At 72.1% G+C, this 20,467-nt stretch carries 22 protein-coding genes; 12 read left to right on the top strand and 10 right to left on the bottom strand.

Translation table 11 applies throughout. The features are described from left to right. Positions 1 to 100 precede the first annotated feature (100 nt). From gnd to ASG63_RS08220, 3 genes are all read left to right on the top strand, one after another. Positions 101 to 1,075, top strand: a complete 975-nt coding sequence (gene gnd / locus ASG63_RS08230) for a phosphogluconate dehydrogenase (NAD(+)-dependent, decarboxylating) (RefSeq protein WP_056214148.1) — start codon at positions 101 to 103, stop codon at positions 1,073 to 1,075. 73 nt (positions 1,076 to 1,148) lie between these two features. Continuing rightward, the gene (pgl, locus tag ASG63_RS08225) at positions 1,149 to 1,877 is read left to right on the top strand and encodes a 6-phosphogluconolactonase (RefSeq protein ID WP_056214145.1); all 729 of its coding nucleotides are present in this window, start codon (positions 1,149 to 1,151) and stop codon (positions 1,875 to 1,877) included. A gap of 146 nt (positions 1,878 to 2,023) precedes the next feature. After that, positions 2,024 to 2,584, top strand: coding sequence for a hypothetical protein (locus ASG63_RS08220; protein ID WP_156394122.1), 561 nt, complete (start codon positions 2,024 to 2,026; stop codon positions 2,582 to 2,584). Between the two features lie 81 nt (positions 2,585 to 2,665). Here the strand turns inward: ASG63_RS08220 and ASG63_RS25130 are convergent, their stop codons facing one another. From ASG63_RS25130 to ASG63_RS08180, 9 genes are all read right to left on the bottom strand, one after another. Next, on the bottom strand, positions 2,666 to 2,833 hold the full coding sequence (locus tag ASG63_RS25130) for a hypothetical protein (RefSeq protein ID WP_156394121.1): 168 nt from the start codon (positions 2,831 to 2,833) through the stop codon (positions 2,666 to 2,668). Positions 2,834 to 3,020: 187 nt separating this feature from the next. Further along, positions 3,021 to 3,218 carry a hypothetical protein gene (locus ASG63_RS08215; protein ID WP_056214138.1) on the bottom strand — a complete coding sequence of 66 codons (198 nt, stop codon included), beginning with the start codon at positions 3,216 to 3,218 and terminating at the stop codon, positions 3,021 to 3,023. A 206-nt stretch (positions 3,219 to 3,424) separates the two neighbouring features. Further along, the gene (gene oxlT / locus ASG63_RS08210) at positions 3,425 to 4,717 is read right to left on the bottom strand and encodes an oxalate/formate MFS antiporter (protein WP_056214277.1); all 1,293 of its coding nucleotides are present in this window, start codon (positions 4,715 to 4,717) and stop codon (positions 3,425 to 3,427) included. 391 nt (positions 4,718 to 5,108) lie between these two features. After that, complete coding sequence (locus ASG63_RS08205; protein ID WP_056214274.1) at positions 5,109 to 5,576, bottom strand: hypothetical protein; 468 nt, start codon at positions 5,574 to 5,576, stop codon at positions 5,109 to 5,111. Positions 5,577 to 5,769: 193 nt separating this feature from the next. Next, positions 5,770 to 6,543, bottom strand: a complete 774-nt coding sequence (locus ASG63_RS08200; RefSeq protein WP_056214136.1) for a DeoR/GlpR family DNA-binding transcription regulator — start codon at positions 6,541 to 6,543, stop codon at positions 5,770 to 5,772. 107 nt (positions 6,544 to 6,650) lie between these two features. Further along, positions 6,651 to 7,652, bottom strand: a complete 1,002-nt coding sequence (gene pdxA / locus ASG63_RS08195; protein ID WP_056214133.1) for a 4-hydroxythreonine-4-phosphate dehydrogenase PdxA — start codon at positions 7,650 to 7,652, stop codon at positions 6,651 to 6,653. Further along, positions 7,649 to 8,950, bottom strand: a complete 1,302-nt coding sequence (locus ASG63_RS08190) for a four-carbon acid sugar kinase family protein (protein WP_056214130.1) — start codon at positions 8,948 to 8,950, stop codon at positions 7,649 to 7,651. The genes pdxA and ASG63_RS08190 overlap by 4 nt, the downstream gene beginning before the upstream one ends. A gap of 1 nt (position 8,951) precedes the next feature. Then, positions 8,952 to 9,968 (bottom strand): 2-keto-3-deoxygluconate permease, encoded by a 1,017-nt coding sequence (locus ASG63_RS08185; RefSeq protein WP_056214127.1) that lies wholly within the window; start codon positions 9,966 to 9,968, stop codon positions 8,952 to 8,954. Between the two features lie 226 nt (positions 9,969 to 10,194). Further along, a complete protein-coding gene (locus ASG63_RS08180) occupies positions 10,195 to 10,938 on the bottom strand; it encodes a sulfite exporter TauE/SafE family protein (protein ID WP_056214123.1) in 744 nt (247 codons plus the stop codon). Between the two features lie 278 nt (positions 10,939 to 11,216). Between ASG63_RS08180 and ASG63_RS08175 the strand changes: the two genes are divergently transcribed. From ASG63_RS08175 to sorB, 8 genes are all read left to right on the top strand, one after another. Next, positions 11,217 to 11,534 carry a UxaA family hydrolase gene (locus ASG63_RS08175; protein WP_056214120.1) on the top strand — a complete coding sequence of 106 codons (318 nt, stop codon included), beginning with the start codon at positions 11,217 to 11,219 and terminating at the stop codon, positions 11,532 to 11,534. Between the two features lie 7 nt (positions 11,535 to 11,541). Then, on the top strand, positions 11,542 to 12,822 hold the full coding sequence (locus tag ASG63_RS08170; protein WP_082504143.1) for a UxaA family hydrolase: 1,281 nt from the start codon (positions 11,542 to 11,544) through the stop codon (positions 12,820 to 12,822). Positions 12,823 to 13,003: 181 nt separating this feature from the next. Next, complete coding sequence (locus ASG63_RS08165; RefSeq protein ID WP_056214268.1) at positions 13,004 to 14,371, top strand: cation:dicarboxylate symporter family transporter; 1,368 nt, start codon at positions 13,004 to 13,006, stop codon at positions 14,369 to 14,371. Positions 14,372 to 14,460: 89 nt separating this feature from the next. After that, a complete protein-coding gene (locus ASG63_RS08160) occupies positions 14,461 to 15,402 on the top strand; it encodes an NAD(P)-dependent oxidoreductase (RefSeq protein WP_200927255.1) in 942 nt (313 codons plus the stop codon). A 6-nt stretch (positions 15,403 to 15,408) separates the two neighbouring features. Continuing rightward, positions 15,409 to 16,398, top strand: coding sequence for an Ldh family oxidoreductase (locus ASG63_RS08155; RefSeq protein WP_056214116.1), 990 nt, complete (start codon positions 15,409 to 15,411; stop codon positions 16,396 to 16,398). A 161-nt stretch (positions 16,399 to 16,559) separates the two neighbouring features. Beyond that, complete coding sequence (locus ASG63_RS08150) at positions 16,560 to 17,288, top strand: GntR family transcriptional regulator (RefSeq protein ID WP_056214262.1); 729 nt, start codon at positions 16,560 to 16,562, stop codon at positions 17,286 to 17,288. Between the two features lie 38 nt (positions 17,289 to 17,326). Further along, positions 17,327 to 18,541, top strand: coding sequence for a SorA family sulfite dehydrogenase catalytic subunit (gene sorA, locus ASG63_RS08145; protein WP_056214113.1), 1,215 nt, complete (start codon positions 17,327 to 17,329; stop codon positions 18,539 to 18,541). Positions 18,542 to 18,552: 11 nt separating this feature from the next. After that, positions 18,553 to 18,885, top strand: a complete 333-nt coding sequence (gene sorB / locus ASG63_RS08140; protein ID WP_056214110.1) for a SorB family sulfite dehydrogenase c-type cytochrome subunit — start codon at positions 18,553 to 18,555, stop codon at positions 18,883 to 18,885. A 45-nt stretch (positions 18,886 to 18,930) separates the two neighbouring features. On the opposite strand, the gene ASG63_RS08135 is transcribed toward sorB, so the two are convergent. After that, the gene (locus tag ASG63_RS08135) at positions 18,931 to 19,173 is read right to left on the bottom strand and encodes a hypothetical protein (RefSeq protein ID WP_056214107.1); all 243 of its coding nucleotides are present in this window, start codon (positions 19,171 to 19,173) and stop codon (positions 18,931 to 18,933) included. A 134-nt stretch (positions 19,174 to 19,307) separates the two neighbouring features. Here ASG63_RS08135 and ASG63_RS08130 point away from each other — a divergent pair, with 134 nt between their 5' ends. After that, a complete protein-coding gene (locus ASG63_RS08130; protein WP_082559233.1) occupies positions 19,308 to 20,393 on the top strand; it encodes a YeiH family protein in 1,086 nt (361 codons plus the stop codon). Positions 20,394 to 20,467: the final 74 nt, after the last annotated feature.

Below are 20,467 nucleotides of genomic sequence, written 5' to 3'. Positions count from 1 at the left end.
CCTCGCCCTGGCAGGCCAAATGCGCTAGCCCTTCGCACGAGGGAGCGTGCGACGGCCGGGCGCGAATCCGGCGCGCCGTCGCGGGCACGGGAGACACGGGATGCAACTCGGCATGATCGGCCTCGGCCGGATGGGCGGCAACATCGTCCGCCGGCTCCTGCGGGACGGGCACCAGGCGGTGGTCTTCGACCAGAACCCGGAGGCGGTCGCCGCCCTGGTGGCGGAGGGCGCCACGGGGGCGGACAGCCTCGAGGACTTCGTCGCCAGGCTCTCCGTGCCCCGGGCCGCCTGGGTGATGCTCCCGGCGGGCGCCATCACCGAGGCCACGGTGACGAGTCTCGGGGGCCTGATGGCCCCGGACGACGTCATCATCGACGGCGGCAATTCCTTCTACAAGGACGACATCCGCCGCGCCGCCACGCTGAAGGGCGCTGGCATCCACTACGTCGACGTCGGCACCTCCGGCGGCGTCTGGGGCCTAGAGCGCGGCTACTGCATGATGATCGGCGGCGACACGGCCGCCCTGGAGCGCCTCGACCCGATCTTCCGGACCCTGGCGCCCGGCCTCGGCACCATCCCGAAGACCCCGGGGCGCGAGGGCCGCGATCCCCGCGCGGAGGCCGGCTACATCCATGCGGGTCCGAGCGGGGCCGGCCACTTCGTCAAGATGGTCCACAACGGCATCGAGTACGGCCTGATGCAGGCCTATGCCGAGGGCTTCGACATCCTCCGGCACGCCGATTCCGAGGACCTGCCCGAGGCCCAGCGCTTCCGGCTGAACATTGGCGACATCGCCGAGGTCTGGCGCCGCGGCAGCGTCGTCTCGTCCTGGCTCCTCGACCTCACCGCCGGGGCCCTGGCCCGGGACGAGCACCTGGAGGACTTCTCCGGCTTCGTCGCCGATTCCGGCGAGGGCCGCTGGACCCTGAACGCCGCCATCGAGGAATCCGTGCCGGCCAACGTGCTCTCGGCCGCCCTCTACGCGCGCTTCCGCTCCCGCGAGGAGGCGAGCTACGCCGACAAGCTGCTCTCGGCCATGCGCAAGGGTTTCGGCGGCCACCAGGAGCCGAAATAACCCCGCGGCGGTCGCCCGCGCGTCCGGGGGGCCGCCCCCGGACCCGTCCCGTCCCCATCGAGGTTCCGCGCCGATGATCCCCCTGCCCGAGGCCGCCGAGATCCTGCCCGATGCCGACGCGGTGGCGGAGGCCGCCGCCGCCCGCCTCGTGGCCCTGTGCGGCTCGGCGCCGCGTCCGACCATCGCGGTCTGCCTCTCCGGCGGCTCCACGCCCAAGCGCCTCTACGCCCGGCTGAGCGGCCCGGACTACCGGGCGCAACTGCCCTGGGAGCGCCTGCACTGGTTCTTCGGCGACGACCGGATGGTGCCGTGGACGGATGCGGCGAGCAATGTCCGCATGGCGCGCGAGGCCTTCGGCGACGCGCCGATCCCGGAGGGCCACCTGCACGGGATGGACACGGGCGGAACCCCGGAGTCCGGGGCGCGCGCCTATGCCGAGACCCTGCGGGCGTTCTACGGCGCCGCCGTCCTCGATCCCGCCCGGCCCCTGTTCGACCTCGTCCTCCTCGGCCTCGGCGAGGACGGGCACACGGCCTCGCTGTTTCCGGCCAAGCCGGCCCTTGCCGAGCGGCAGGCCTGGACGGCGCCGGTGCCGGAGGCGGGGCTCGCCCCCTTCGTGCCGCGCATCACCCTCACCTTTCCGGCCCTCGCCTCGGCCCGGGAGACCCTGGTCCTCGTGACGGGGGCCGGGAAGCAGGAACCCCTGCGCCGACTCGCCCGCGGCGAGGACCTGCCCGTCCGGCACCTGCGCAGTGTTGGCCGCCTGGTCTGGCTGGTCGACCAGGAGGCGGCAGGCGCCTGATCTGCGCGACATCAGAGATGCGTCGGTCCCGGCCGACGCTTCACTGACAAAAGATGTTGATTTGTCGGTATCGGTAGGCGAACACTTTCGAATTGCCGGACTGGCCCGGTTTCGCAACGCTGTGTCATGAGCGGGGAGTCTTGGGCGTGGAGTCTTCCGCAGGCCTGTCCCGCCGCCCCGCCCGTCCCCGGCGGTGGCGCCGCACCGCCCGGCACCGCATCGGACCGCTGCGCTCGATCTCCGAGGCCGCGCCGCATCCGATCCTGCGCGGCATGCGCTCCGGCGCCATCGCGGGCCTCGCCCTGGTGGCCGGCCTCGGCCTGCCCATCCTGCTGGTTCTCACCGTGAAGGCGCCCTCCCCGGCCCTGGACGAGGCGCCCGCCGCCGCCCGGGTCTGGGCCGCCGAGCCGGTCGCCCGGGCCGTGGCCGAGCCCGCGCCCCCTCTCGCGCCCGCCAGGCGGCCGGCCGCGACGGCGGGAGCCGGGGTCGACGCCGGGTCGAGCCGCGACGCGCGCGGCCCGGGCCCCGCCGCCCCGCCGCCGACCTCGGGGCGCGGGGACGGGGCGCGCTCGGCCCTCAGCCTCGACCGGATCCCGGTGCTCGACGACCCGAGCGGGGCCCTCACGATCGAGGATCCGACGGCGCCGGAAGCCAGGCCGGTGCGGCCGGCCCGCGCCGCCGCGGCCAAGCCTCCCAGAACGCCCTGACGCCGTCCGCCCAGGCCGGCGCATGACAAGACCCGCCGCGACGGGCGTCGGGCGGGTCGAAACGTCGGGAGCGAGCCTCGCTCAGGCCGCGCGCCGGGCCGTCGACAGGGCGTTGTCGTTGAGCGCGACGAACATGCCGGCGGAGCCCGTGTCGGCGGCTGCCGGTCCGGTGGCCTCCTCGTCCACCAGCAGGGCCAGCATCGGGCCGATGGCGACGGCGGCCAGGCCGAGAACGATCAGAGAGAGCATCGAAGTATCCCGGTTGCGGTGCGACGGAGGATTGTCGCACCGCACAACGGGATTTGGTATGCCACATACCGCAAGGCGGTCATGCAACCGGGGCCGGCCTCGACGGCCGGCAAGCGACGGTGGGGCCGCGAAGGTCGGAACGATCGCTCGGACGAGGCCGGTCGCTTCCGCGGCCCCGATCCCGCGATCATCGGTGCAGCGGCTCGGGGACGATCGGCGGCAGCGGCAGCAGGTAGTAGCCGCCGACCAGCAGGATGGCCGACAGGACGAGGCCGAGGGAGGAGACGTACAGCACGGCGAACACGTCGCGATTGAAGTCCGCCGTCTGCAGCACGACGATCGCGAAGGGAATGCTCACCAGGGCGAGGAGGACGGAGAGGACCATCGCGGAACCTTTGCTCGGAACCTTTGCTCGAAACCTTGCCCGGAATGTTGCCCGGTGGGGGCCCGCCCGACACCGCTCGGGATCGCCCGGGGGCGGACGGCTTCGAGCCGGGCTCCGGGCCCGGCTCGAGAGGGGGACGTCGCGTCGGGCCGGGCGCGGCGGGACGCCCGGGGATGCCCCGGCCCGGGGGCCGGGGCGCGGGCGGGTCAGGCGTGCGCCAGGGCGCCGGCCGGCTGGGCCACGCCTTGCGCGGCGTGGTGGCGCTTCAGCATCGGCCGCAGCACGGCGATGGCGAGGAAGGCCGCGACGAGGTCCATCACCGCCACGGTGTAGAGCACCGTCGCCCACGTCCCGGTCGCCTGCATCAGCAGGTTGCCCACCGGCACGAACAGCGCGGCGAAGCCCTTGGCGCAATAGAGCACGCCGTAGATCTTGCCGATGTGCTTGGAGCCGAAGGTGTCGGCGGCGGTGGCGCTGAACAGGGAGTAGACCTCGCCCCAGGCCAGGAACACGATGCCCGAGAGGATGACGAAGGCCCACGGGTTGGTGCCGAAGTAGCCCAGCGCGACGATGCCGATCCCCTCCATGGTGAAGGCGATGAACATCGTCTTCTCGCGCCCGATCCGGTCGGAGACGTAGCCGAAGAGCGGACGCGAGATGCCGTTCATGATCCGGTCGAGCATCAGCGCGAAGGGCAGCGCGGCCATGGCGAAGAAGTACAGGTTGACCTGGAATTCCTTGACGCCGAGATCCTGCGCGATGACGCCGAGCTGGGCCACCGCCATCAGGCCGCCCGTGACCGTGCAGGTGAACATCAGCAGCATCACCCAGAACACCGGCGTGCGCAGGGCCTCGCGCAGGGTGTAGTCGCGCCGGGTCTGCAGCACCTTGGTGGAGAAGGTGACCTCGCCCTTGGACGGTGCGCGCAGGCCGATGGCCGCCAGCATGATGATGCCGCCCTGGATCAGCCCGAAGATGAAGAAGGCCTGGGCGTAGCTGCCCTGCGAAATCATGTTGGCGATCGGGATGATCGTCAGGGCCGAGCCCGCGCCGTAGCCGCCCGCCGTCAGGCCGACCGCGAGGCCGCGCTTGTCCGGGAACCACTTCAGGGCGTTGTTGATGCAGGTGGCGTAGACGCAGCCGACGCCGATGCCGCCCGCCACCGAGCCGGCATAGAAGCCGGTGAGCGAGGTGGCGTAGGAGTTGATGACCCAGGCCAGGCCCGTCATCAGGCCGCCGAACATCACCACGCGGCTCGGGCCGTACTTGTCGATGAAGTAGCCCTCGATCGGGGTCAGCCAGGTCTGGACCACGACGAAGATCGTGAACGCGACCTGGATCGCCGCGCGATCCCAGCCGAAGGTCTTCTGGATCTCGGGGACGAAGAGTGTCCAGGCATATTGTATATTGGCAGCGGCGACCATGCAGGCCACGCCGAGAATCAGTTGCAACCATCGATTGACGGATGGTTTCGTTGCGGGGGGCGCGGCAGCAGTCATCGCCATGAGCTCGTTTCCTCGTTCTGCTTGGGACGGGATTCGTTGTGTTGAAGATCCCGATTGGAATGCTCGATTGCGGCCCGCACGCCTGAGGCGAATCCTATGGTTCATTTGTCGGGCAGCACACCTGCATTATTTGGTATGCCACGGATCGGTGCAAGCAGAATAATTCTACGACGGGGCGGGATTTTTCGGGATTAAACGGGCCGCTGGGCGCGTTTATCGCCTCTGACCGAGGTTGTGCGGAATCCGTTCCTGATTAGGACGCGGCTGGCCGCCGGATCATCGCTGGCGGCGGGGCACAATGCTGTCCTGTGCCTGTCGTGACGGCGGCTTTTCCCGGGAAAGCCTTCGGAAGAGGCTGGAGGCCGCGCGGTCCGGCCGCGGATCCCTAGCGGGGCAGGCGCAGGAGCCGCGGCCGCCAGATGCCTAGGACGACGTTCGCCGTGGCCACCGCCAGCAACACCCAGAGCGTCCCGCGCTCCGGCCCGAGGCTGGCCGCCAGGGTGGCGGGATCGACCCGTCCCGCCAGCGCCAGGGCGCTCTGCTCCGCCTCCTGGCGCATCGGCCCCTGCACGTAGACGAGCACGCCCTCGAACATCAGCACCCCGGTGGCGAGCTTCAGCCAGGCCCAGCCCGCGTTGAGGAAGCCGCGGTTCAGGGTCATGGCCAGCAGCCCGGAGACCAGGGTCAGCGCCAGGCTCGGCAGGACGATCCAGGTGGCGACCGCCCCCATGGCGGCCCGTGCCGCGGCGTAGCCGTCGAGGGCGCTCGGCGGCGGCGCCGCGCCGAGCATGACGACGAGGGCCGCCATCGCGCCCAGAAGGCCGGTCGACCCCATCGTGTGGAGGAACTTCATCAGGCGTCGCGTCACGCGTCCGGCCCCCGGCTCAGGATCGACCGATCCTAGCCCGGACGGACGGCGCGGCGGTAGCCGGCGCGCGCCTACTACCCAATCCGGCGGATCCCTTCGGGATGGCGGATGTGGGCTTCGCGCACGCGCCGCGCCGGCTTGCCGATCCGGGCACCGCTTCGATCGAGCGGAGCCCGGATCAGCCGTCCCGGTCGGGCGCCACGTGGATCCGGGCGCCGGCCTCGGCCAGGCGCCGCAGCTCCTCGCGCGGCTCCGGCGAATCCGTCACCAGGGTCCAGTCGCGCGGAAGCGGCGCCCAGGCGGTCTGCTCGGCTCGGCCGAGCTTGCCCGCATTGGCCAGCACGATCACCTCGCGCGCCTGGCGCATCATGAGGGACTTGAGGGCGACCTGGTCGAGGCTCGCCTCGCACAGGCCGCGCCCGGCCACGACGCCGTCGGCGCTGACGATCGCCCGGTCCGCCGTCATCAGGCGCAGGGCCTCGATGGCGAGGGGGCCGACGGTGCTCATGCTGGTGGCCCGGAGCGCCCCCCCGAGGACGACGAGGTCGAGGTCCGGCGCCTCGGCCAGGAAGGGCAGCAGCGCGAGGTTGTTGGTGATGATCCGCAGCCGCCGCTTGGCCAGGAGCTGGCCGAAGGCCGCCACCGTCGAGCCGGCGTCGAGGATCAGCGTGTCCCCGTCCGCCACGAGGTCGAGGGCGGCGCGGGCGATCGCCCGCTTCTCCGCGCCGTTCACGGCGAGCCGCTCGGTCAGGGTGGTCTCGGGCGGGTGGCGCGTCAGGATCGCCCCGCCATAGGTCCGGCGCACGGCCCGGGTGGCGGAGAGGTGCTGGAGGTCGCGGCGGACCGTGGAGGCGGAGACCTTCAGGCGGGCCGCCACGTCGTCGACGTCGATCTCGCCGACGCTCAGCGCCTCCAGCAGCAACGCCCGACGCTCCTGGCTGCGCATCGACATGGGTTCGTGGCTCTCCCGGCTTCGATCCCTCGTCATGGCCGAGGTCGCGGCCGCTGGCCAGGGCGTTTCGCCCGGATCGGCGGCGACGCGACAGGACCCACGCGGTCTCAGGCGGCGATCGATTTCGGCGCGAGGTCGACGGCCTGGCGCAGGGCCTCGATCAGGCTGCGCTCGTCCGCGATCCCCGTGCCGGCGATGTCGAAGGCCGTGCCGTGGTCCACGGAGGTGCGGATCACCGGCAGGCCCACGGTGATGTTCACCCCCGCCTCGAGTCCCAGGACCTTGATCGGGCCGTGGCCCTGATCGTGGTACATGGCCACCACCATGTCGTAGTCGCCGCGCCCGGCGAGGAAGAACAGCGTGTCGGCGGGCAGCGGTCCGCGCACGTCCCAACCCTTCGCCCGGCAGGCCGCGATGGCCGGGGCGATCTTCTCCGCCTCCTCGCCCCGCCCGAACAGGCCGTTCTCGCCCGCATGGGGATTGATGGCGCAGACGCCGATCTTCGGATCGGCGAGGCCCGCCTTCACCAGGACGGCGTGGCCGCGGGCGATGACGCGCTCGACGAGGCCGGGCTCGATCTTCGCGATGGCGTCGATGAGGCCGATATGGGTGGTGACGTGGATCACCCGCAGCTTGGGTGAGACCAGCATCATCGAGACCTCCGGCGTGCCGGTGAGGTGGGCGAGGAGCTCGGTGTGGCCGGGGAACCTGTGGCCGGCGGCGTGGAGCGCCTCCTTGGACAGGGGCGCCGTGCAGATGCCCTGGGCCTGCCCGGCCTGGACCACCGCCACGGCCTTCTCGATGTAGCGGTAGGCCGCCTCGCCGGCGACCGGCGAGACCTGCCCGAACGGCAGGTCGGCGGGCACGACCTTGAGGTCGAGGCACTGCACAGCGCCGCCGTCGAAATCCGCCTCCCCGGCCGCCGACAGGGCATCGACCGTCAGGCCGGAGCCAACGATCCGGCCGGCCTGCCGCAGGCGCTCGGCGTCGCCGATGACCAGGGGCCGGCACGTCGCCTGGACGTCGGCATGCCCCAGAGCCTTCATGATGATCTCCGGCCCGATGCCGGCGGGGTCGCCCATGGTGATCGCGAGCGTGGGGCGGGTCATGAGAAGCGTCCTTCGAGTCGGGCGGCGCGCAGGCGCTCGCGAATGCGGATGAGGGAGTCGGCGTCGCCGAAGGCGCCGGCCTTGGTGGCGACCGGCACGGCGAGGCGCCCCAGGGTCAGGCCGAGGGAGACCCCCGGCTCGATCTCGTCGACGAGGCGGATGCCGTCGACGCCGAAGCGCGCCAGCAGCGCCGCGGCGGTCTCGCCGCCGGTGGCCGCCACGGCACCGATCCGGCAGGCCACCGGGTCGAGGGCTTCGGCGAGGCCCCGGGCCAGGCGCGGTCCGAGGGCCATGTCGGGCTCGCCCGCGGTGGTGATCTCCACCAGGGCGTCGCCCCCGGCCTCGAGGATGGCGGCGACGCGGTCGGCGAAGGCGGCCCGGGCCGGGCCGTCGGCGAGCAGCGTCCCCGGGTCCACGGGCAGGTGGGTGACGCCGTCCCGTCCGGCAAGCCGGCGGGCGGCCGCGCGGCTGGCGGCGGCCAGCGAGCCGACCACGATCAGGCTGCCGAAGCGGCTCGGCGCGTGGGACGGGGGCTGCATCGCCGGTGCCGCCGGGAGGGCGGCGAGCGCATGGGCGAGGCCCGCGCTGCCGATGAAGAATGGGGCCGGCGCCAGGGACAGGCCCGCCGCTGCGATCCGGTCGAGGTCGGCCTCGGTCTCGGCATCGCAGACCGCGACGGCCGGCCCCGTCGCGGCGATTCGGGCCAGCTCCGCGGCCAAGTCGGCGACCAAGTCGGCGACCAAGTCGCCGCCGCGGCCGGTCCCGCGCACGGTAGCGAGCGACACCGTCTCGCTGCGGATCCCCGCGCCGGCGAGGATGGCCCGGAGGTCGGCGCTCGCGTAGGTGTGGTCGCGCCGCCAGACCTCCGCCGCCTCCAGGGGGCGGCCGTCGACCCGGACCCGGCCCTCCAGGGTGGTCCGGCCGGTGGCCGGGAAGGCCGGGGCGCAGATCCCGAAGGCGGACCCGGTCCGGGCCGCCAGGACCGCCAGGGTGGCGGCGGTCTCGGCGGCGGGCTGGCCCCGGAGGGTCGAATCGATCTTCTTGAACAGGACCCGGTCCGGCGCGAACCAGCGCGCCAGCAGGGCGGCGTGCCGCGCCGCCGCCGCGTCCCCGGACAGGCCGCGGCTGTCGGCGTCGTAGGCCAGCACCGCGAGGTCCCGGTCGGCGATGCCCGCGGCCTCCCCCCAGGTCACCGCCGCGTCGAGGCCGCGCCGCCCGAAGGCGATGGCGCAGTCGGCCGCCCCCGTCAGGTCGTCGGCGAGGATGAGCCAGCGGCGGGCCGAATCGGCGGCGGTCATGTCAGCGGCCGGCGACGGGCTGCGCGGGGGCCGCGACCTCCGGGCTCCCGGTCTCGGCCTCGGCCTCGCCGCCGCCGAAGCGCCGGGACGCCCAGGCGGTGGCGATCGGCACCAGGATCGCCGTCACGACGACGCAGGCCGCCACCAGGATCGTCGCCGGTCCGGCGGCTTCGGCATAGGCCGGGTTGGCCGAGGCGACGATCGCCGGCACGGCGGCGGCGTTGCCCGCCGTCGAGGCCGCCGCGATCCCGGCGACGCCGGTCCCCCCCGTGAGTCGGTCGGCGAAGAACAGCGGGATGCCGGTGACCACCACCACGGCGACGCCCATGGCGAGGCCGAGCAGGCCGGCCTGCCAGACCTTGGTTAGGTCGAGGCCGGCCCCCAGGGCGAAGGCGAAGAACGGGATCATCACGGGGATCGCCCGGCTGAGGAAGGCGCGCATCTCCCGGTCGAGGTTGCCGATGATCATGCCGACGAGGAGCGGCAGGATCGCGCCCACCAGGGTCTGCCAGGGAAAGGCCGAGAGTCCGGCGACGCCGAGGGTCACCATGGTGAGGAACGGCCCGCTCTCCAGGGACATCACCGTGTAGGCTCCGACGTCGCGGGGGCGGCCGTACTGGCCCATCAGGGCCATGTAGAGGCCCCCGTTGGTGTCGTTCATGGCGGCGACCACCGCCAGGGTGGAGAGGCCCGCGAACATGCCGGCCGCGACGGGCGCCTCGCCGAGGACCTGCCCGAAGACCAGCCCCAGCAGGATGGCGATGCCGACCTTCACGACCAGCAGGGTGCCGCCCTTCTTCATGATGTAGGGCGTCGCGCGGAAGTCGATGCTGGCGCCCATGCAGACGTAGAAGACGGCCAGGATCGTCAGGGCGCCGGAGAAGAGCGCGCCCGTGAACGAGCCGAACAGCTTCGGGGTGCCGGGAAAGAAGGTGGCGATCAGGGCGCCGGCCAGGAGCGGCACCACCATCATGCCGCCGGGCACCGCCTCGATGGCCCGCTTGATCGGAATCTGCATGCGCGTCTCCTCCGTGCGCGTTTCGCGCAATTTTTTCGCTTTTGACGATTTTTTTCGTCGCACGCGACCGGAGATCGACCGCAACGATTCGCTCATTCTGCGCATAACGCGCATGAGGTCAACAATTTTGCGTGATACGCGCAATCTTGAGCGTGCCCCCTGGGGGCGCATCCCGTCGAGGCCGAATCGCTTCGCGGCCCGCCATCTGCGCCGTCGGGGGCGCGCCTCAGGACAGCAGGCCGGGGAGCGCCAGGGCGGTGGTGGTGACGCCGATGGCGGCGAGCAGCGCCAGGACGAGGGCGCGGAACCGGCGCTGGTCGATCTGCGCGAACAGCGACAGCCCGGCCAGCACGCTGACGAGGACGATGGGGAGGCCGAGGGCGAGGTCGCCCAGGAGCTCGGGCGGGAACGGGTTGAGCACGGCCAGGATCGCCAGGGACCAGACCTGCAGGACCAGGGTGAAGCTCTGGTAGACCGCCCGCTGCATGCGCGGGTCCCAGCCGCGCACCAGGCTCCAGGCGGTGGGAAGCGCGCCCGACAGCCCGGCGATGCCGCCGAGGATGCCGCCGAGGAAGCCCACGGCGCCGTCGCTCCAGGCATTGCCGAACGACACCCGGAAGTCGCTGCGCAGCAGCGCCACGCCGGCGCTGTAGAGGATCAGGAAGACCCCGATCAGCACCTTGATCAGAGCGGGATTGAGATCGTTCAGGAGGTAGATGCCGATCGGCGCCCCGAGGAGGCCGGGGCCGATCATCGCCAGGGCCGTCGCCCGCGGCGGCAGGGTCCGCAGCCGCATCACCGACAGGGCCTGCGAGAGGATGCTGCAGGTCAGCACCAGGGCCGTCGCCTCGACGGGCGCCCGGATCGACAGCAGGGTGCCGGAGGCCACCAGGGCGAAGGCGAAGCCCGTCAGGCCGGAGATGAGGCCGGCGCAGCTCAGGCACAGGACGATCTGGAGGGTCTCGCTCACGCTGCGTCTCGGTCTGCCGGGAAATCGTCGGGGTGCGTGACGGCCGGACCGCACGACGCGAGTAATTATGTCTTATATAAGATTACCGCGGGATCAAGCTGGTGCCTGCCTGGACGGCGCGCTCCGGAGGCTGAGGCGATACGCTGGAGTTCGTTCCCCCCGCCCGGATCCCCGGTCGAGACAGATTCGCCTCGCGGATTGACGCCAGAAAATCTCATGTCTTATATAAGACTCAGTCGCCGCAAAGAGCCGACGGCTTCACCCAGGAGGATCTCGGAATGAACAGCCACGCCGGATCGGGCGAGGGGCGGACGAAGCCTCACCTTCTCGCCCACAGCCCGCTGGACAACGTCGCCGTCGCGGTCATCGAGGGCCTGCGTGCCGACACCGATGCGTTCGGCGTCATCACCGAGGACGATTCGACCTTCGCGGTGCATGTCCGCCACGACATCCCGATCGGCCACAAGGTGGCGCTCACCGACCTGAAGGCCGGCGATACGGCCATCAAGTACGGCCAGGACATCGGCAAGATCGTCCAGGACGTCGCCAAGGGCGAACACGTCCATGTCCAGAACCTCAAGACGAAGCGCTGGTGAGGTCGCGATGCCCGGAGAGACCATCATGAACGCCCCCGAGACCACCTCCCCCTTCGTCGGCGGAGCCCCCGACCAGTTCGCCACCGGCGCCCTCGGCGCCGCCCGCCCCTCGGCGGACATCGCGGCCGCCACCTTCATGGGCTGGCGCCGCGAGAACGGCCGCGTCGGCGTGCGCAACCACGTCGTCCTCCTGCCCCTGGACGATCTCTCGAACGCCTCCTGCGAGGCGGTCGCCAACCTCGTCAAGGGCACGATGGCCCTGCCCCACGCCTATGGCCGCCTGCAGTTCGGCGAGGATCTCGAGCTCCATTTCCGCACCCTGATCGGCATCGGCTCCAACCCGAACGTCGCCGCCGTGGTGGTGATCGGCATCGAGGACCAGTGGACCAACCGGATCGTCGAGGGCATCGCCAAGACCGGCAAGCCCGTGGTCGGCTTCGGCATCGAGGGGCACGGCGACATCGCCACCATCGCCAAGGCGAGCTACCAGGCCAAGCGCTTCGTGCAGTGGGCGACCGAGCTGCCCCGCGAGGAATGCCCGATCTCGGACCTCTGGATCTCGACGAAGTGCGGCGAGTCCGACACCACCACCGGCCTGTCCTCCTGCCCCACCGTGGGCAACCTCTACGACAAGCTGATCCCGCAGGGGATCTACGGCGTGTTCGGCGAGACCTCGGAGATCACCGGCGCCGAGCACCTCTGCCGCGAGCGCGCCGCCACGCCGGAGATCGGCGACAAGTGGTTCTCCATGTGGAAGTCCTACCAGGACGACGTCATCGAGGCCCATAAGACGGACGACCTCTCGGACTCCCAGCCGACCAAGGGCAACATCCTCGGCGGCCTGAGCACCATCGAGGAGAAGGCGCTCGGCAACCTCGAGAAGATCGGCCACGACTGCCGCTACATCGACGCGCTGCAGCCGGCCGAGTCCCCCGCCCGGGGACCGGGCCTGTACTACATGGACACCTCCTCGGCGGCGGCCGAGTGCGTGACCCTGATGGCGGCGGCGGGCTACGTGGTCCACACCTTCCCCACCGGCCAGGGCAACGTCATCGGCAACCCGATCGTCCCGGTGATCAAGATCACCGGCAACCCACGCACGGTGCGCACCATGGGCGAGCACATCGACGTCGACGTCTCGGGCGTGCTCACCCGGGAGATGACCATCCCGCAGGCCGGCGACGCCCTGATCGACATGGTGGTGCGGACCGCGAACGGACGGCTCACGGCCGCCGAATCCCTCGGCCACCGCGAGTTCGTGATGACGAAGCTGTACCGGAGCGCCTGACCGGCGGCCTCTCCCGCCGCGTTCCGGCCCGGAACGCGGCGTCCCGCCCCGACGCCATCGGGGTTTTCGCGAAGGCGGAGTTTTTCGCGAAGGCGGAGTTTTTCGCGAAGGGATGAAGACCGCACAGCGGCGCATCCCGTTCGAAGCGCGCGTGGGAGGAATGCCGATGCGGTTCGCGCCAATGAAATTCTTGCGATCGATCTACGGCCAGGTCCTGATCGGCATCGCCCTCGGCATCGTCGTGGGCGTGCTGGCCCCCGGCTTCGCCGTCGGCCTGAAGATCCTCGGCGACATGTTCATCAACCTGATCAAGATGGTCGTCGGGCCGGTGATCTTCTGCACGGTGGTGGTCGGCATCGCCCATGTGGGCGACATGAAGAGCGTCGGCCGCATGGGCCTGAAGACCCTCGTGTACTTCGAGGTCTCGACCACCGTGGCCCTCGGCGCCGGCCTCCTCTTCGTCAACCTGCTGCGGCCGGGTGACGGCATCAACGCCACGGTGGAGAGCCTGGACGCCCAGAGCGTCGCCACGATCGCCGGCAAGGCCCACGCCCAGAGCGTGATGGAGATCATCGCCAACATCATCCCGCACAGCGCTGTCGACGCCTTCGCCAAGGGCGACCTGCTGCAGGTGATGTTCTTCTCCGTGCTGGTGGGGATGGGCCTCGCCGCCATGGGGCCGAAGGGGCAGTTCCCCCTCCGGGTCATCCACGCCTTCGGCGAGATCCTGATGAAGGTCGTGGGCATCATCATGCGCTTCGCCCCCATCGGGGCGTTCGGGGCCATGGCCTTCACCATCGGCAAGTTCGGCCTCGGCATCCTGGCCCAGTACGGGATGCTGATCCTGTCCCTCTACCTGACCTTCTTCGTGTTCATCGTGCTGTTCCTCGGCGGCGTGATGCGGTTCTACGTGGGCCTGAGCCTGTGGAAGCTGTTCCTCTACGTCCGCGAGGAGATGTTCATCCTGCTCGGCACGACCAGCACGGAATCGGTCCTGCCGCGCCTGATGGCCAAGCTCGGCGGACTCTCCGTCGAGAAGGGCGTCACCGGCCTGGTGATGCCGGCGGGCCTGTCCTTCAACATGGACGGCTCGTGCATCTACCTCACCATGGCGATCGGCTTCATCGCCCAGGCGCTCAACATCCCGCTCACCTGGGAGCAGGAGCTCGGGATCCTCGCCATCGCGCTGGTGACCTCGAAGGGGGTGGCCGGGGTCGCCGGGGCCATCCTGTTCGTGCTCGCCGCCACCCTGCAGGCGTCCCAGCTCCTCCCCGTCGCCGGCATCGCGCTGATCATCGGCGTCGACCGCATCCTCAACGAGCTGCGCTGCATCACCAACGCCATCGGCAACATGGTGGCGACCCTGGTGATCGCCCGCTGGGAGGGCAAGATCGACCTCGCCCATGCCCGCGCCGTCCTCGACGGACGCATCCAGCCCGACCTCGACAGCCTGGACGAGCCGGACGAGGCGATGGCGGAGGCGCCCGCCCCCACCGGCCCGAGCCCGGCCCGCCACCGGGCGATGCCCGCCGCGATCCCCGCCACCTGACGGGCCACGTCCCCGCAAACCGGAGGCCCAGCGCCGTGACACCATCCACCCTGACGCCCTCAGAGACGACGACATCCCGAACCGGCCGCGTGCCGAAGGTCGTGATCGCCGAGTTCATGGACGAGGCCGCCATCGCGGCCGAGCTCGGCGGGTTCGCGACCCTGTACGACCCGGCCCTGGTCGACCGGCCGGAGGACCTGCGGGCGGCGCTGGCCGATGCGGACGCCCTCGTGGTCCGCAACCGCACCCAGGTGAGCGCGGCCCTCCTGGCCGCCGCCCCCGACCTGAAGGTGGTCGGGCGCCTCGGCGTCGGCCTCGACAACATCGACCTCGCGGCCTGCCGGGCCCGCGGCGTCGCCGTCTATCCCGCCACCGGCGCCAACGACGTCGCGGTGGCCGAGTACGTGATCGGCACCGCCATGCTCCTCCTGCGCGGCGCCTACGGGGCCAGCGCCGCGGTGGCGGCCGGGACCTGGCCGCGCAATGCCCTGATGGGCCGGGAGATCTCGGGCAAGCGCCTCGGCCTCGTCGGCTTCGGCGCCATCGCCCGCGAGACCGCCCGCCGTGCCCTCGCCCTCGGGATGGAGGTCTCGGCCCACGACCCCTTCCTGCCGGCCGACGACCCGGCCTGGCGGCCGGATTGCGGTTTGGTGGCGCGCGCCGATCTCGCCGGGCTCATCGCCGAAAGCGACGTCCTGTCCCTGCACGTGCCGCTGACGCCCGAGACCCGGGGGATGATCGATGCGGACGCCCTCGCCCGGATGCCCGCCGGGGCGGTGCTCATCAATGCCGCCCGGGGCGAGGTGGTCGACGGCGCGGCCGTGGCGGCGGCTTTGCGGGCCGGGCATCTCGGCGGGGCCGCCCTCGACGTCTTCCCGCAGGAACCCCTCGCGGCCGCCGCGGGCGCCCTCTTCCGCGACGTGCCCAACCTCATCCTGACGCCGCACATCGCCGGGGTGACCCGGGAATCGAACGTGCGCGTGTCCCGCGTCACGGCCCAGGCCGTGCGCCGCCACCTCTCCGAGGACTGAAACGCCATGACCACCCTGAGCCTCGCCGCCGCCCACGCCCTCGTCAGCGAGGCCCTGGTCCGCTGCGGAACCCGCGCGCCCGCTGCCCGCAGCGTCGCCCGCGCCCTCGTGGGCGCCGAGGCCGACGGGCTGAAGGGCCACGGGCTCTCGCGGGTGGCCGCCTATGCGGCCCAGGTCCGGGCCGGCAAGGTGGTGGGCGACGCCGCGGTCGCGGTGAGCCGGCCCCGGCCCGGGCTCCTCGCCGTCGATGCCGCCCACGGCTTCGCCTACCCGGCCCTCGACGCGGTGGTGGAGCAACTTCCGGCCGTGGTCCGTGCGCAGGGCGTCGCGGCGGCCGGCATCCGGCGCTCGCACCATTGCGGCGCGGCCGGCCGTCCCGTCGAGGCCCTGGCCGAGGCCGGGCTCGTGGCGATCCTGCTGGCCAACACCCCCGCCGCCATGGCGCCCTGGGGCGGATCCCGGGCGGTGTTCGGGACGAACCCCCTCGCCTTCGCCTGCCCCCTGCCCGGCCGCGCGCCGATCGTGGTCGACCTGTCCCTCTCGAAGGTGGCCCGCGGCGCGATCATGGCCGCCCGCCAGCGCGGCGAGGCCATCCCCGAGGGCTGGGCCCTCGATGCCGCGGGCGCGCCGACCACCGACCCGGCCGCGGCCCTGAAGGGCACCATGGTGCCGCTCGGCGACGCCAAGGGCACGGCGCTGGCCCTGATGGTGGAACTCCTCGCGGCCGGCCTGACCGGCGGGCGCTTCGCCGGCGAGGCGAGCTCGTTCCTCGACGCCGAGGGCGATCCGCCGGGCACCGGGCAGCTCGTCATCGCCCTCGCGGCGGATGCCTTCGGCCCCGGGGCGCTGGCCCGGTTCGCGGAGCTCGCCGGCTCCATCGAGGCGCAGGACGGGGCCCGCCTGCCCGGGGCCCGCCGCCTCGCCCTCCGGGCCCGGGCCGAGGCCGAGGGGCTCGCCGTCCCGGACGCCCTCGTGGCCGAGATCGAGGCGCTCTGACGATGAAGGCCGCCCTCCCGAGCGGGACCCGCCCCCGGCCGCCGGCCCTGCGGATCGACCGATTGCCCGGAGCGGGGCTCGGCCTTAACGAGGGACGGGACACCGTGCTGGGAAACCTCTCCTTTCCTCCGCCCACGCCCGGGGAGCAGCGGCGCACCGACATGGAACGCACAGGTGGGAATGCGGTGGGTTTCCGGCCGCTCTATCGGCAGGTCTACGACACGCTCCTGCGCCGCCTCGCCGACGCCGTCTGGCAGCCGGGCCAGATCCTGCCCAGCGAGGGCGTGCTGGCGGCCGAGCTCGGCGTCAGCCAGGGCACGGTCCGCAAGGCCCTCGACGCCCTCACCGCCGACAGCCTGCTGGTGCGCCGCCAGGGGCGCGGCACCTTCGTGGCCGAGCACGACGACAAGCAGAGCGTCTTCCGCTTCTTCAAGCTGCGCCCCGACGGGGCGGTGGCCGGCACCCCCACCAGCCGCGTCGTGGCGATCGCGGAGGCCGCGGCCACCATCGACGAGCGCGACCGGCTCGCCCTCCTGCGCAACGCGCGCGTGGTGCGGCTGGAGCGGGTGCGCGCCCTCGACGGACGGATCTGCCTCGTCGAGACGATCGCCGTGCCGTCGAGCCTGTTCCCCGGCTTGGCCGCGATGGAGCTCCCGAACACGCTCTACAGCCTCTACGCGACCCGGTTCGGCATCACGATCGCCACCGCGCACGAGCGCCTGAAGGCGATCGCCCTGGCCCCCGACAAGGCGCCCCTGCTGGGGGTGCCGGCGGGGATTCCGGTGCTCGAGGTCGACCGGGTCGCCGTCGATCTCGAGGACCGGCCGGTGGAGTGGCGCCTGTCGACCTGCCTCACCGAGGACATCCACTACGCCTCCGTCCTGCGCTGACCGCGCGGGACGCCTTCAGCCGGACGGGAGAGACCGGGATGACCGAGACCGATCGCAGAACGCTCCTCCGGCAGGCCGGGGCCGGCCTGCTCGCGGCGTCCGGCGCCGCCCTGGCGCCCTGGGCGGCCCGGGCCGGCGAGGTCGTCACCCTGCCCTTCGGCAACGGCGAGCGCCCCCTGGTGGCCTATCCGGGCAAGCGCCCGCTCCTGCAGATGACGGCGCGGCCGCCGCAGCTCGAGACGCCCTTCGCGGTGTTCGACGAAGGGGTGATCACGCCGAACGACGCCTTCTTCGTTCGCTACCACCTCGCCGACATTCCGACCGCGATCGATCCCGAGGCCTTCCGCCTGACGGTGTCGGGGCATGTGGACGGATCGGTCGGGCTGTCGCTGGCCGCCCTGAAGGCGATGCCGTCCGTCGAGATCGTCGCGGTCAACCAGTGCTCGGGCAATTCGCGTGGCTTCGTCGCGCCGCGGGTCGCCGGCGGGCAGCTCGCCAACGGCGCCATGGGCAACGCCCGCTGGACCGGCGTGCCCCTGAAGGCCGTGCTCGACCGGGCGGGCGTGAAGGCCGGGGCGGTGCAGGTCGTCTTCGAGGGCCTCGACGGACCGGTCCTGCCCGAGACCCCGGACTTCGCCAAGGCGCTCGCCATCGATCATGCCCGCGACGGCGAGGTGATGCTGGCCTGGGCCATGAACGGCGAGGACCTGCCCTGGCTCAACGGCTATCCCCTGCGCCTCGTGGTGCCGGGCTTCTACGGCACCTACTGGGTCAAGCACCTCAACGCGATCACGGTGACGGACAAGCCTTACGAGGGATTCTGGATGCGCGCGGCCTACCGCATCCCGGACAATGCCTGCGCCTGCGTCGAGCCCGGCCAGACCCCCAAGGCCACCGTGCCGATCAACCGCTTCGCCATCCGCTCCTTCGTCACCAACCTCGCCGACGGGGCCGCGATCCCGGCCGGGCGGACGGCGTTGCGCGGCATCGCCTTCGACGGCGGTTCGGGCATCCGGGCGGTGGCGGTCTCCACCGATGACGGGCGAAGCTGGACGGAGGCGAACCTCGGCCCCGATCTGGGGCGCTATGCGTTCCGGCCCTGGACCCTGTCGGTCGACCTCCCCGCGGGGGCGCATGCCCTCCGGGTCCGGGCGACGGGCCAGGACGGCGCCACCCAGCCGATGGAACCGCGCTGGAACCCGCCGGGCTACATGCGCAACGTCGTCGAGACCGTCCGGGTGCAGGCCGCATGAGGAGAGACAGGATGACCGTGCGTTCCCGCGCGGCGGCGCTGGCCGCCACCGGCCTCCTGGCCGGACTTTGGGCCGGCCTGCCGGCCGCCGCCGCGCCCCGGACCTACGACCTGCCGGAGCCGACCGCGCAGCTGCGCTCGGCCCCCGGCCACGAGGCCGGCCGCGCGTCAGCCGAGGCCCATTGCCAGAGCTGCCACGGGGTGGACTACATCGCGATGCAGCCGCCGGGCCAGGGCGCGGCCTTCTGGACCAGCGAGGTGACGAAGATGCGCAAGGTCTATCGCGCCCCGGTCGACGAGGCGGACGGCAAGGCCATCGCGGACTACCTCGCGGCGGCGTACTAGGCGTCGGACCGAATGACGGACGCCGCAACGGGCGGCGCCGGACCCTTACAGGATGGCGGTGATGAAGGCGGCAACCTGCGCATGAGCGTTCGCGACCATCTGCGCCACCGGCTCGTCGGCCAGGTAGACGCGGCTCGCCGTCAGAGTTGCGGCGACCAGCCAGAAGCCGATCACGGCGACGCTGCGCGCCCGACGGTCGCCCGCGGTGGGGGCGCCCTGGCACGCGATCTCGACGGGCTCGCCGAAGGGATCGTAGGCCATCGCTGCGTTGTCGGACCGGTTGCTCATGGGGGTGAATGTCGCGCTTCGACCCTGCCCAATCAATGGATGGGTTTTGCGAAGATTTTCGCCACGGGAGAGCATTGTTCTCGCGGCCGTGCCCGGGGCAGAATTTCCTTCCGATTGCCTCGCGGAAAGGCAGCATGAGCACCAAGAGCATCACGACGGCCCCCGCCGGAGCGGGCAAGCCGGAGGCCGCCGGTGGCCGGATCGCCTCCCTGGTGCCCGGCCTCTGCGTCTGCCTCGCCGTCACGGCGGCGGCCCTGGCCGTCCAGGCCCTGGAGGAGCGCGCCACGGGCCACCCCTACGTCGAGGCCCTGGTCATCGCGATCCTGCTGGGGATCGCGCTGCGCACCCTGTGGAGCCCGGGCGAGCGCTTCCGGGCCGGCATCGCCTTCTCGGCCAAGCAGGTGCTCGAACTGGCCGTCACCCTGCTCGGCGCCTCGATCAGCCTCGGGGCCATCGTCGCCTCCGGCACGAGCCTCCTCCTGGGCATCGTCGCCACGGTGGTGCTGGCGATCGTGGCCAGCTACGCCATCTGCCGGGTGCTCGGCCTGCCGTCCCGCATGGCGATCCTGGTGGCCTGCGGCAACGCGATCTGCGGCAACTCCGCCATTGCCGCGGTGGCGCCGGTGATCGGGGCCGACAGCAAGGACGTGGTGGCCGCCATCGCCTTCACGGCGGTGCTCGGCGTGTTGATGGTGCTGGGCCTGCCCCTGTTCATCCCCCTCGCCGGCCTGTCCGAGCACCAGTACGGCACCCTGGCGGGCCTCACCGTCTATGCGGTGCCGCAGGTGCTCGCCGCCACGGTGCCGGTGGGCATCCTGGCGACCCAGGTCGGCACCCTGGTCAAGCTCGTGCGCGTCCTGATGCTCGGGCCGGTGGTTGTGGCCTTCTCGTTCATCGCGCCGCACTTGCCGGCGGAGGGCGCGTCGGCCAAGGGCCGGCCCGGGCGCCTCGGCTTCTTCAAGATCGTGCCCTGGTTCATCCTGGGCTTCCTGGCGCTCGCGACCCTGCGCTCGGCCGGGCTCGTCCCGGACGCGGCCTCCCAGCCGGTGACGCGGCTGGCGGGCCTCCTCACCGTGGTGTCGATGGCGGCGCTCGGCCTCGGCGTCGACGTGCGGGTGCTGGCGCGGGTGGGCGGCCGGGTCACCCTGGCGGTGACCGGCTCCCTCGTCGTCCTCCTGGTCGTCAGCCTGTCCCTGATCTGGGCCCTCGGGATCGCCTGAGCGGGTCCCCGGCGGCGGCCCGAATCCGGCCGCCGCTCGTCCGTCAGGCGGAACGGCGCTCTCGGAGGAAGGGC

Origin of the sequence: Methylobacterium sp. Leaf94 (genome assembly GCF_001426045.1) — a bacterium.
Lineage (GTDB): Bacteria > Pseudomonadota > Alphaproteobacteria > Rhizobiales > Beijerinckiaceae > Methylobacterium.
The sequence above is the reverse complement of the archived record's forward strand: the minus strand, read 5'-3'. Positions and strand labels throughout refer to the sequence as shown.